At 61.1% G+C, this 11,995-nt stretch carries 10 protein-coding genes and 1 pseudogene; 3 read left to right on the forward strand and 8 right to left on the reverse strand.

All coding sequences use genetic code 11. From position 1 onward, the window contains the following. The coding region (locus AC1Q6C_RS31720) for an ArsA-related P-loop ATPase (protein ID WP_492667026.1) at positions 1–379 on the forward strand (379 nt) is incomplete at its 5' end. 28 nt (positions 380–407) lie between these two features. On the opposite strand, the gene AC1Q6C_RS31725 is transcribed toward AC1Q6C_RS31720, so the two are convergent. The 5 genes from AC1Q6C_RS31725 to AC1Q6C_RS31745 all read right to left on the reverse strand — a co-directional run bounded on the left by AC1Q6C_RS31725 (position 408) and on the right by AC1Q6C_RS31745 (position 6,907). Further along, entirely contained in the window at positions 408–812 is a 405-nt protein-coding gene (locus AC1Q6C_RS31725) for a hypothetical protein (protein WP_054186482.1), read from the reverse strand. Continuing rightward, positions 809–2,530: a hypothetical protein gene (locus AC1Q6C_RS31730; RefSeq protein ID WP_147343832.1), complete on the reverse strand. Its 1,722-nt coding sequence runs from the start codon at positions 2,528–2,530 to the stop codon at positions 809–811. Before AC1Q6C_RS31730 ends, AC1Q6C_RS31725 begins: the two co-directional genes overlap by 4 nt. A gap of 332 nt (positions 2,531–2,862) precedes the next feature. Continuing rightward, on the reverse strand, positions 2,863–4,710 hold the full coding sequence (locus AC1Q6C_RS31735; protein ID WP_492667027.1) for a hypothetical protein: 1,848 nt from the start codon (positions 4,708–4,710) through the stop codon (positions 2,863–2,865). After that, positions 4,707–6,029 (reverse strand): tyrosine-type recombinase/integrase, encoded by a 1,323-nt coding sequence (locus tag AC1Q6C_RS31740; RefSeq protein ID WP_492667028.1) that lies wholly within the window; start codon positions 6,027–6,029, stop codon positions 4,707–4,709. Before AC1Q6C_RS31740 ends, AC1Q6C_RS31735 begins: the two co-directional genes overlap by 4 nt. A gap of 458 nt (positions 6,030–6,487) precedes the next feature. Next, the gene (locus tag AC1Q6C_RS31745) at positions 6,488–6,907 is read right to left on the reverse strand and encodes an SMI1/KNR4 family protein (RefSeq protein ID WP_492667029.1); all 420 of its coding nucleotides are present in this window, start codon (positions 6,905–6,907) and stop codon (positions 6,488–6,490) included. Between the two features lie 386 nt (positions 6,908–7,293). On the opposite strand from AC1Q6C_RS31745, the gene AC1Q6C_RS31750 reads away from it, so the two are divergent. Beyond that, positions 7,294–7,488 (forward strand): IS110 family transposase, encoded by a 195-nt coding sequence (locus AC1Q6C_RS31750; protein WP_157902095.1) that lies wholly within the window; start codon positions 7,294–7,296, stop codon positions 7,486–7,488. Further along, positions 7,466–8,407 carry a barstar family protein gene (locus tag AC1Q6C_RS31755; protein ID WP_241896164.1) on the forward strand — a complete coding sequence of 314 codons (942 nt, stop codon included), beginning with the start codon at positions 7,466–7,468 and terminating at the stop codon, positions 8,405–8,407. Before AC1Q6C_RS31750 ends, AC1Q6C_RS31755 begins: the two co-directional genes overlap by 23 nt. A gap of 209 nt (positions 8,408–8,616) precedes the next feature. Here AC1Q6C_RS31755 and AC1Q6C_RS31760 read toward each other — a convergent pair whose 3' ends face one another. From AC1Q6C_RS31760 to AC1Q6C_RS31770, 3 genes and pseudogenes are all read right to left on the reverse strand, one after another. Continuing rightward, on the reverse strand, positions 8,617–9,534 hold the full coding sequence (locus tag AC1Q6C_RS31760; protein WP_241896163.1) for a hypothetical protein: 918 nt from the start codon (positions 9,532–9,534) through the stop codon (positions 8,617–8,619). Between the two features lie 48 nt (positions 9,535–9,582). Further along, on the reverse strand, positions 9,583–10,278 hold the full coding sequence (locus AC1Q6C_RS31765; protein ID WP_241896162.1) for an Imm52 family immunity protein: 696 nt from the start codon (positions 10,276–10,278) through the stop codon (positions 9,583–9,585). Next, positions 10,275–11,995: pseudogene (locus AC1Q6C_RS31770) on the reverse strand (hypothetical protein); the annotation flags it as partial. The pseudogene AC1Q6C_RS31770 and the gene AC1Q6C_RS31765, both read right to left, overlap by 4 nt.

Below are 11,995 nucleotides of genomic sequence, written 5' to 3' on the forward strand. Positions count from 1 at the left end.
GTACGCGGGGAGAAACCATGGCCACAAAATGCGCCATAAATGGCCGCCAGTGGGGAGCTTACGATGGCCGTCGACACTCCAGGACCCGGACGCCACGAAGGTCCTGCTCGTGACCCTCGCCGAAACCACACCCGTCCTCGAAGCCGCCGGTCTGCAAGCCGACCTGCAACGCGCAGGCATTCACCCTTGGGCGTGGGTGGTCAACAACTCCCTCGCCGCAGCCGAACCGACCTCGCCGCTCCTGCAGCAGCGCACAGCCGGTGAGATCGCCGAAATCGGCAGCATCACAAACAAATACAGCCAGCGAACCGCCATCGTCCCCATGCTCGCCGAAGAACCCGTCGGCACAGACGCATTGGCGGCGTTGAGCAAGGCCTAACAGGAGTGCGGAATCGACTTCTGGCTGGTCATTTACGGGGGCTGGATATGGTGGCGACGGCCGTGCGTTGATGGAGCTCCGTGCGAAGTTGGTGCGCTTCGAGGCTGAGTTGCTGGATTTGTGACGAAGCTAGAGCGACTTGTTCGGTGAGTTCGCGATTACGCGTGCGGAGCTTCCGGTTCTCGAGTTCGAGATTCTGGATGTGATTGGGTGGCGCCGCGAGTGTGGGCGTACTGCGGTCGGTCTGCCGGTGCTTCGTCAGCACCTCGACTGTCTCTGGAAAATTGCGCCTCAGGGTGGTGTTCGCGATGCCGAGGCGGCGGGCGAGAGCAAGAGCACTGGGCAGGACTCCACGTTCGGCCGATTCGGCCAGTAACGCGGCAAGCTCCACGGATACAACTGCCGTGGTTGGCAATCCGCTGGGCGGGGTCATCGTGGGTCCGGGCGGTGGCGGTCGACGAATGCGTGAATCTGTGAGGCCCGTTCGGAGAGTTGGCTGTGTAGGAGCGGTGGGAGTGTGGGACGTTCACGAAGGGTGGCCGCGATTTTCTCGGCCTCTGCGTTCAGTTTCGTGAGGTTGCCGACCGTGAGCGCGACGTTCGTGCAGGCGAGCGGTTGACAGTGATCGAGCTGCGGAACTGCGCTCTTGTCGGCGCTGCTGTTCAGACACAGCGCTTTTCGGACATCGAAGACACATGTTGCGTATTCGCCTGGGTAGATGGCTCCGGCTTTGCCTTTCAGTACACGTGCGAGCCGTTTGGGGTCGGTGATCACAGCCCCGGTGAACTGGGGATGGCCGGCCAGCGCCGCGAGTCGTGTTGCGCCTTCTGCTGCGGCTGGACCGGTCAACGGGGTGTGGGCGTGTTGATCGATCATGGCCATAAGATCGTTGCCTCTCAGTAGCGCTTGCTCAGCTTCGACCTCCGCACGGAAACCTGAATCTGAGGTTCCGGCGTATCCTTCGAACATTTGAATGCTCAAGTGGCGGTATGCGATCGCGCCCGCTACGGCTCCGCCGGGTTGTCGGGCAATGAACCAGGCAAGTGTTCGTCGGAACTGTCGGGTGGACAGTATCCATGGTGCGCCGTTCACCGTGGGAACGATGTCGGTGCGTCCGTGGTCGGCGCAGTAGTTGTTGATCCAGCTGCACAGATCGTTGAGCTGCACATTGGTGGCGCAGGTGGTGAAAACTCGATTGGGGCGGAAACCACTGGCTTCGTCGCGCGATTGGGTGAGAAAGGTGAATAGATACTCGGTGCCTGGCCGGCGTAGTTCGGTGAGGACGTCGATGGCGCGGGCCACTGGCGCGCCGACTGTCCATGTGGCGTCGACGCCGTGTGGATCTTTGGCGCCCTTGAAGGCTGTGCCGGAAACTGTCCATCGGTATGGGGTTCCGTCGGATCTTCGGAGAACCGTGACGCAGCCGGGTCGCAGGCTTTTGACTTCACTTTCGCGCATGCCGGACAGATAGGCGACAAGGACGTAGCAGGCGGTGAGGAGCATCCGTGAGAGCACTCTCGCGGACTTGCTCGGATGGTTGTTTGCGCAGATCCCGTTGGTCCACGGCTTTTCGTCGAGTCTCCCCGAGATGGTTATAGGAAACCATGTGTACGGATCGACGCCGACCAGCTTTTCGGCAGCGGCGATCGATTCCCACTGTTCAGGTCTTCGGATGTCGCTGATGCCGGCCTCCGCGGCGAGGAGTGATCGGTTCACTCCTCGCCTCGTACCGGGTAGGGGTTGTCCAGTTCGGATGTAGCGATCGAGGACCTCCGTCAGGGCTGCGTGTGCTCCGGAGTTTCGGCCAAGAGCGGAGGGCTTGGTTCGGTTCTTGATGGGCCCGCTGTGTTCGAGGGCGGTCAGGATGTCGGGTGCGAAATCGTCGACGAATCTCAACGACCATGCAATGAGCGGACCGAGTACCTGTTCAGGGATGCGAGGGGTGATGTTTTCCGCGCGTGAGCGCGATTGCTGGGACCATCCCTCGGCTGCGTACTGAGGGTCGAAGTTGAGGGGCTCGGTCAGGGCGCTTCGATACCGCCACAGCATGCGCACTGCGCGTCGGGCGTTCTCGCGGTGGCCGGTGTCGGGGACATCGGCGAGTAGGAAGAGGGCGTAGTTTCCGAGCATCTCGGGAGACAGGGCGGCCAACGAAATTCTGGGACACGTGCCATCGGCCCAGATTAGAAACCGTTTAACCTGTGGAAACAGAGCGGTGACGGTGCCCATGGCCAGGCGATACTCTCCCGGCGGTAACGGTCCCGATAAGAGGGCGGCGAAAAGCTCTTTCGCGGTGCGCTGTTGACGGGCGGGGATGGTGGTGAAATCCAAACGCTCCGAACTCAGATGTGATTGCAGCTGGGCGGCGTCGAGTCGCCACACCATGTCCGCGTATCGAGGAAGGCGATCATCGGGGATATCGGGGCGCAGCGGCCGCCCTGTGAGTACATGGGGGCCTGTATCGCAGTGGGGTTGTGGTTCGGTCATGGGATGTCCCAGGGATGTTCGACGAGGTCGAGAAGAGCATCAGCAGGCTTGATCAACTCGGCGTGTGAGACTTGTCCCGGCGTAAATTTGGGGAGTACTTCATATTCGATGGTCACCCAGACGGGGCCGTAGCGGCTCCACCAGTCGGACTCCGATAGCACCGATCGCCGTTCGTCGAGCGCCTGCCGCAAGCCGAGCACAGCGGGAAGGTGACTTGAGGTGATGACGCAGTTCCCGCAGTGGAAGCAGTCGAGAAATGTTGTGCGACGACATATTCGGCCGGTCGCAGGGTGAGCGTCGGGGTCAGTGCAACCATTCCAGGGTGCCTCATGATCCGCAGGGACTGCCGCTTCCGGAACTACCTTCAGCGAGCCGCCCGCGGCCGCAAGTGCGCGAACATGGGCATCGAGCGCAGCGCTCTCGGCTTCGGCGATGGCAGCGGTGAGAGTTTCGGCGCTCCATTCTGCTGCCGAAGCGTCCCCTCGAAGGTAATTCCCAAATAGCACTTCCACACTGTTCGAGCGTGCTGCAGAGGGCAGATGACCGCCCAACCTTTTGACTCTGGCAACTTCGATAGTGGTCCGGATCCGGCCGAACGTCACCGTCAACGGCCGTCCCACCTCCGTTTCGCTCGGCGGATCTGTGAGCAGTGAATGCCCCGCCGCCCATTCGCTGGGCATGAGGGGTGGGTCGGACAAAGATGCGCGAAACGGACTCATGTGTTCAGCAATGCCGGTGATGCCGCCTGCGATTCCGTTGCGCCAGATCGACCACAGTGCAGTCGAATCCGTGTACGTTCGCCCGCGGGTCATCAATCGGTGCAGTAGCAGGTACAGCCCTCCCGGTGTGTCGAGTTCCCGATGCGGTGGACCGATTTCCCAGGTGACGGTTTCATGCCAGTGCTGATCGCCCCGACGACGTTTCGTCAGCTGTATTTGCACGGCCGTTCCTTCCAGGATCTGGTGTTCGGCTGGTAAGTCTTTGAGAGTTTCCACATTCCGGCCGGTCAGCGCGATCAGGAGAATGAGGATCGGAACGAGATCCCTCTTCAGGAGGAACAGTTGTTCTGCCTGGGCGAGTCTGCGCCGCCACGTCATAGACGGTCCGGCCGGGGAACGCGGAACGATTCCGGTGCTGGCGATCTTTCGTAGTTTCGCCCTATCTATAGCGGACAAGGACTTTTCGGTGGACTTGGGATTGTTACCGGCAAGAATTCGTTCCGAAAACTCGATTCGTGACCGGGTTGCCGAGACGTCAGCGCGTGCAGCGCCGAGGATTCGCGTGAATTCTCCATCCGAGTATCCGGACGCATTCAGCTTTCTGAACTTCGGAACCGAACGTGCCAGAGCAGCGTGGATGTCGGGGGCGATCATCTCGCGCAACGGAGGTTCGATCAATACTCGCCGCAAAATTGTCTGGCACTCCAGCGATCGGTTGATACTGGCCACAGATGCTCGCTGCCGGAGATACCCCTGGACATGCCGCAGCGTGAGAGCGGACGGTACTGCTGGCGAATCGGGAACCAAGTCGAGATACCGCAGAAACGAGGAGAGGAGCAGCCAGATCGAACGCGCGGACGCTTCTGTCCGCAATGTTCCGGTCGGACCTGTGCGTCGGGCGAATGCATCGAGTGCCGGTCCGTGCCAGCCGGGCATGGGCCACTTGTCGGCGGAGAACGTCCGTGTCCGTCCGTCATCTCCGATGAACTGGACCGATGTGGTGCTCGCAGCGTCGGCCGGAGCAGATGCGGTCGACGGTTCGTGGCGTGGTGAAACGTCATACTGACCCGTGGGTGTCTTCGATGGTTGACCGGTATGAGTTCCGGCACCCGTGCGGGGTTTCACTGCGAGGCATTCGTGTTCGAGGCCAATGGATTTGGCGGCGCTGGCGGTTCCTCCCAATCGTCAGGCACCAATGCCATCCGGGTCTCCATTTCCAGCTCGGCGAGGGTGTGAAGGTAAATCATCGTTGTGGTGATCGAGCGATGTCCCATACGGCGCCGAACCCAGTCGAGGGGATCGCCGAAAATTCGTGTGTAGTGGCCACGTTGTTCCGCAGTCTGTTCGCGCAATGCCGCGATATGGCCGCGTTGAAGTTGTTCGAGGGTTACCACCGCAAAGGTATGGCGCAACATGTGTGGGTGCACGCGCAGAGGTATACCGACGTCGGCGCACCGGACGTTGGCCTCGTGGAACAGACCCTTCCACCTCGACACCGACACTGGCATTCCTCGTTCCGTCAGCCAGAACGAGGCGGGTTCCAATCCGCGATCACCGGCGATGTATAGGCGGCGCCGGTCGGTGTGGTCCAGATTGGAGACCTTTGCGCGTGCCTTGACGCCGGCGTTCGTGTAGTCGACAGCGATAGGTTGGGCAGGGTCCTCGACGACGAGCGGGCGAGCGATTTTGTCGTACCGTCCGTGTGCGCGAGCGTCGTCGATAATCTGGCGGCGATCGACATCGCGGTAGTTGATCAGTTCTCTGACGATGGATTCCGGTATGTACACCCATCTGGTCGAGGAGCCTTTGGCGATGGCTACCGGGAGTCGGAAGCGTTGATAGGACACGGGCTGGTGCTCGGTGGGCAGGTCGAAGACCGTAAGTGCGGACTGCTCGGCGAGGCGTAGTCCGGTTCGCACCATGAGATCGCAGAACACCGCATTACGCGTCGCCCAGCGTCCGCGGAATGCGGGGCGAGGGAGACCGTCCGCGTTCATACCCTTCATTCCGGTGTCTCTCCATCGCCGATAAGAGGCTTGCGGAATCCACTCGATGTTGTCCCGGTTGACATCTCGCGAATAGGTCGTGGGACTACTTCCTTGATCGTCGATGCGGCCCGGGGTATGAGAGCGACCACTACGGGCATGGTGCGGGATCGGGTTCGCGGCGACGAATCCCTTGCGCACTGCCCAGCGATAGAAGTTGTTGACTGCCGCGACTTCTCGGTTCCAAGTTGCTCCGGACACTCGTGGGCCGGAAGCATCGCGCCGTCGCCAGACCAGGTAAGCGACATGGTCGTCCTCATTCGCATCACGCCATGAGATACCGCTCCGCGCTGAGGTGAGAAATGAAAGGAACGCGGCGATGTTGCGTGCATAGCCCTGCTGGCTGATCGGTGACATCGTGACGAAACTCGGGTTTCGGAAGTACGAATTGAGGTCCACGTCGTACTCGAACGACGGAGACAACAAAAACGGTGAACCGGGAAACGGGTCTTCTGGAAAGAAAATTCTTACGGCACCCTCCGGTGCACCGTAATCCGAGGGACGGGCTACACGAGTTTCGGTGATACACACTCGCCAGGAAGACAACAGCATCTCGGTTTCCCCTCTGCGGTCAATGACCGACGGTACACAAGCTGGCCGGAGTAACCGTGCGTGTCACCGATGCCGGCGGAACCAATCTCGTCGAGATCGACCTGCTCGTGACTGCCGACGCCGTCACCGAAGTGCCTGCCACCTCGTGAACGCACCAAAAGGGCCGGTGAGTAGTACGGCTCACCGGCCCTGCATGTACAAACACCATCTCGGCGACCGGTACGGTCGTTGGGGCGACCACCGCGGACATACGGCCCGCGAGGGCGACGAGGGGGCAGCCGACATCGCGCGGATGCCTACGTGAGTCAGTCGTCGACGTTCTCCTCCAACAGCGTGCGGAAACTGGCAGCCAGTCGAACAACTGTGTTCCCGTTGTCATGGTCGACCAAGCACACACTTCCGTCCGCAGCGATCCAGATCGGATTCCCCGACCCGTCGTCAGCGAACACCACCCCGTCGATGAGGGCACCGTATGCGTCACGCGCCCCAATGGTCAGCTCGATGCATGTCTCACGACCGATAAGCTCGGCGTTGTCCCATGCGTGCACTGACACGCCCACGAAGCATCCACCCCAACGCCCCACGAACTCGGTGAAGTCTTTGTCCGGGACGATGTCGAGCGCATGCAATCGCGCGTGAAGCTCGTCTGCCGGAATCGGACGGCCGGGACCGTAGAAGTCCACGGTCCGCTCGATGCGAGCGACCACCCCGTTTCCGAGAGCCATATCGGAAGGTTACTTACCGGCACAGGACACTAGGTCACCCCGCTCGGTCGGATCACCAATTGCATCCGCCTGCCCGGCGGCCCGGCCGCCTGCGGTGTCCCCCGAAGAGAACTCCGCTTCGCTCCGTCTGGAAAAGCGTTCTATTTGTTTCCTTACCGTGTTGCTGGGCGGTACTTGGCGAATATTTGTAGGTTCGGAGCTGCCTGGGAACGCCGGGTATGGCTCTTTTGTTTCTGCTGTGCGCATGGCTGAAGGAGAATGGCCGCCCGGTGTTCTCGACGACTCGACCGCTTATTGAGAGATGCGAACTATATCGCTGTGTAAGGACACGACGGAGAGGTCGTCCACCAGGTCTGTCAACCGAATCGAGAGCCGAAGGGGAACCCATGAAACCACTATGGGCAGGCATCGAGGCAGGTAAAACCCACCACCATTGCGTGGTGATCGACAGCGACGGAACGCAATTGTTCTCCCGCCGTGTCGCGAACGACGAAGCGGATCTGACGACGCTCGTCGACAACGTCCCCGATCGCGATCGGATACGCATACGCTCGGTGGATGGCGCGCAGGGTGGTGTTTGATCCGACTGAGCGGGAACTGTTCCACGAGCAGCGGCAAGGGTTCGACTGGACGCTTCTGCAGTCGGGGTTCGTGTTCCGGTACGCCACTCGGTTCCAGCTCGACAGCGCGTGCACACGACTCACAGACCTCGGCTATCTGGTGCATGAGCTCGAGGCGCAGGAATGGACCTCCGTTGAGGACATGCACGCCGCGTTCGCAGCATCACTGTCGTTTCCGGACTACTACGGAAAGAACCTGGATGCGTTCAACGATGTCCTCAGTGATGTCGCGAGCTTCAGCTATGGCAGCGACCCTGCGACGGTGGGAACTGTCCTTGCGATCGCGGACTTCGACGTGCTGCTGCACATCGACCGTCGGACCGGCCGGAGCATCCTGGAGATCTTCGCAAGGCAGGCGCGTCTGGCGGCTCTCTACGGACATCTGATGCTGTTCTTGGTGGAGACAATTGCGACGGATCTCGGGAAGGTCGGGGATGTCGACGTCTACGAGGGCACGGTGTGGGATACACCTCCGGACCCGCCGGTTCCTTTCGAGGAAGCTGACGTGCTCAAATTCGGGTTTCGGATCTATGCCACGTCCGATGAGGCTGCTGGGTATGTGTCCGTGCTCGACAAGGTGGTCGCACCCGTTCTCGGCGAGATCGAGCGGTGGCAGATTCTCGATCCCGCACTCGTACCGGAGAACTCAGTCCGTTTCCACCGAGAACATCCCGGTGCACGGCGACAGCCCGGCCAGCAATTCTGGGTCGTCCCATCGGTGTCCGCGGCGTTGGGGATGCCATGGCGCTCGGCGAAGAGATCTTTCGCGCCGTCGAGCGGGCATGCTCTTCGAGCAGATGTCACAGACGTTGTACAACATCGGCTATCAGGAAGCCGCGTTCGAAAAATATCAGGAGTTGGCCGACTTCCCGAACGGTAACCGGCAAGTGGATCCGTGACTGGTCCCCGATCCGGTAACGGATAGTGACCGGAGTGAGGATTCTGACGCGCTCGTGAGAAAGAAGCATGACGCGATGTTGCGAACCTGCAATCAGGGAGCCCGCACGCGTCAGCGAAGCTTCGGCGGCGATGTACCGGTCATCGTTCCTGAGTCGAGCTACCGTACCCGGCAATATGATCGACCAGTGCTCAACCATGTGATGGAGTCATGACACAGCGGTTTCTAAAGGTGCCGATTGTGCTCAAATCCGACGCGCCGCCCTCCACCGCGCCTTTCCATCTGGGTGGCCAGATTGGTGTCCACCTGTCATGGACGCCCACGCTGGGACGTTGGAGGCGAACCTCCGGTCGTTCGGTCAGCAGGCCGGCCGCTGCACGGATGCTTCGGATATCGTCGGCAACCAACGGGGCGCGTGGATCACGCTGGATGCCGATCGTTCCTTTCTTGTACGGAAAAGCTTCGACAGTGGGTGGGATCTGCGTTTCGTTGATCGGCATCTCAGGGCCGAAGTAGGTGCAACTGCCCACCGTTGCGTCGCCGGGCACGTTGTACTGAGGTGTGAGCTCCGCATCCCGGTAGAGCACGGCCGTGGGAGCGTCCCAGATATCGGCCATGGCCTGGACGAGTTTCAATGACAGTGAGATCAGAGATTCATCGGCGAAGCCCCCTGGGTACGGCCAGATGAAGGTGCAAAGTAAGGAACCTGCTCCTGCCGTACCCCCGAATCCGATGAGAATTTCGATGTTTCCGTTGTCGGTGAACAACCTGAGTTGATGCCCGAATGAGAGTGGGTAAATCCCGCCTGCGGCATCAGGAGACTTTCTGCTCTCGATCATTGCGGCCTCGAGGGAGGCCTCTGTCTGAGGCGTGAGGATCCGTCTACCATTCGATGCCAGAGCCTGCTCGACCGTAACGCCGTCGGGAAGGTCATTCCTCACGGAGCGATACATGTCGACGTCGAAGACCGGGTCAAGCTCTCGAAGGAACTGCAGTGACCGCGCTGCCAGCACTGCGGTGACCGATTCGGCTTCCGGCGGCCCCTTTCGCGCCATGACTTTCAAGGTCAATCCGGACGTCGGATCGCGACGTAAAGATGAAGCAGACAACGTCACTCCTACTCGAAGACGATCGGCCAATCCGAACAGGCTCTGGCGCTACACCGGATACCCGAACGCTGCGCGTACTGCCACGATGTCGGCGGCAGCGACCTCCATTGGCTTGTCTCCCAGCCGGATCAACGTGCCAGTGGGCAGTTCCTCTACCACCGCAGATTGGGGCAGCATGCTGCGATCGAGTGTGATTCCGGAATGGAAGTACGTCTCCCATCCCACCTCGACCTCGCCTTTCGACCGATTCTGAAGTTTCCTGTAGTCGCCGATGCTCCATCGAGCCCGATCCGGTTCCCAATGTTCGACGATCACTTTCATGATCGCGTCTCCGATGCCTGGGTCGAGCAACCGTCGCAGTTCGGAGGGAACATCCTTTTCCGTCGGCAACGCCACCTGAACACTGTTGGGTGCACTGGTTTCCACGCCGCCGACCCAGGCGATGATCGCCCGCGCGGTTCCGTCTTCCGGCGACAAACTGATGCTGTAGCCCGGCCCCGGGGTATCCGAGTATCCCATCTCCCCGGAGCGGGAGTGCTCGAAGATTCGCACCAACCCGTCCACACTGAGATCCGCAGTACCTCGACTTCGCTGCTTCGTATTCACCCACGGCAATGCCCAATCCGGGTCGATCGCTTCCAGGTCGTCGAGGAAGGCCCGCATCGTCTGCGCCACCTCCTGACTCGTCTGCACCCGCGTGCCCCAATATCCGATCACTGTCGGCCATCGCCCGACTATGCTCATCGCCCCGTCCTTTCCAGCCATTGCGTAATAGTCTCCGCCGTCACACCGACGACATCTGCTTGCTCGAAACCTTCCCTGGCGAGTTCAGCATATTGCTCGTTGAGCATCACCCACACGAGCTCCGCGTCCATGCCAGCTTGTGCGAGGGCAGCAAGCTGCGCCCGTGCCGTATCAGGCCACTTCACTCGCCAGGTATCAGCGAACCACGCTGTGAGGCGAGGTTCACCGTTCCGGTCGAAGATGAACTCGTAGATGTGTTTCGCGTCGACGATGACGTTCATGTCCGGGAACCACCCGTCGAATTTGAGCGCGCCGTTCTTCGCGGCATCGAGCGGCAAGATGAAGGCGAACTTGCCGTCCACCAACGTGACGAGTTCCTGAAACACCCGATACGGCTTCAACTTCAGAGCGGCGTCGTATCGGTCACCTTCCTTCGCTTCACCCCACACACCGACATCGGTGCTATCCCGATCACCGATGATCCTGGACTGCAGCGTACGCAGATCCAACGGGCCGACTCCTTCGACCTCCACGATGTCCGGCGGTGTTTCCCCGGGTGCGAGTTGCGGTGGTTTTTCTCGTGCGAACGGCATCCACCACAACGGATCCTGTTCAACCCCTGGCCCTTCCGGGCTGTCAGGCTGTGTGGGAGGCATCGTGACCGCGGGTCGCTGCGTCGGATCCTCGATGACGCCAGGGCTGGGAATGGTGCTCGGATCGGTGGCGAAGGGGTCGAATTCCGGTGGGCCGGGTTGCTGCGGAGCGCCGGGAGCATCCGGATTCACCGGCACCTGACCGACATCGGGCAGAGTCGGCACACTCGGTTCCTCGACGTGACCTGGCGAGGGAACATTCGGGGTAGAAATCCCTGGTGTCAGGTTCGGCCCTGGATCACCAATCTCACCCGGCGTGGATGATTCCCACTGGCCACGGTCGGGATCGCCGGGCGAAGTGGGTTGCGAGGGTTCCGGAATCGTGGGATCCGGGCGTGCAGGTTCATTCACGGAAGGGATCGCGGGTTGGTCATGTTCGGCAGGTGGAACGGTGCCGTCGATGACGGGTATGCCGCGCGGTGGCACTGCACCCGGCCGGGGAACACTCTGCGCAGGAACAGCCGGTGCGCTGGTCGGGGGCCGGGTGGGTGTTGTCCGGTTCGAGACGATCAGGTCTTCGGCCCGGATCGCGCCGAGGCCCAGGCGGACCCCGCGCAGCGGTGGGACGACGAAGCTCATGACCTCGTCGGTGTAGGGCTGATCGTAAGCGACACCGGGGTCCAGATGCTGCGCGTCGCCTATCCGAACTGGTTCGCCGGTGCTCCAGTCGTACAGGGACAGTTCCGAGTTGGAATGGTCGAAAACCTGGTAGGGGCGTCCCTGCTCGTCGTAGGTGACCTGCAGGTCGTGCTCTTCTCCCTGCGCGTCGGTGTACGTCCAGCTCCACACGTTCGGCACCTTCGAGGCTGTGCCAGACCAGCTGGTTCCGTTTTCGTCCGTGAACGAGACGTCGGTGACAGCGGGTTCTGTGGTGTAGTCCTGCCCGCCGATGTTCGAAGTGATCGGCTCCTGGGTTTGATCGGCGAGTATCGCGTCGCCGACAGGGTTTCCGGTTCCTGTTTCAGTGATCGGTGGTTCGGAGACCTCGGAGTTAGGGTCACCGGACATGAGATGGCCGAGGTCTGAATCTGCCGGGTCCGCAGGTTCTGTGGTGTAGTCCTGCC

The sequence above is a fragment of the Rhodococcus sp. MT28 genome (assembly GCF_058792695.1).

What these genes read in the sequence shown, in the direction of transcription:
- AC1Q6C_RS31725 (WP_054186482.1), bottom strand. Translation starts at nt 812, where the DNA reads ATGACCCCGCCCAGCGGATTGCCAACCACGGCAGTTGTATCCGTGGAG.
- AC1Q6C_RS31745 (WP_492667029.1), bottom strand. Translation starts at nt 6,907, where the DNA reads ATGGCTCTCGGAAACGGGGTGGTCGCTCGCATCGAGCGGACCGTGGAC.
- AC1Q6C_RS31750 (WP_157902095.1), top strand. Translation starts at nt 7,294, where the DNA reads ATGAAACCACTATGGGCAGGCATCGAGGCAGGTAAAACCCACCACCAT.
- AC1Q6C_RS31755 (WP_241896164.1), top strand. Translation starts at nt 7,466, where the DNA reads ATGGCGCGCAGGGTGGTGTTTGATCCGACTGAGCGGGAACTGTTCCAC.
- AC1Q6C_RS31765 (WP_241896162.1), bottom strand. Translation starts at nt 10,278, where the DNA reads ATGAGCATAGTCGGGCGATGGCCGACAGTGATCGGATATTGGGGCACG.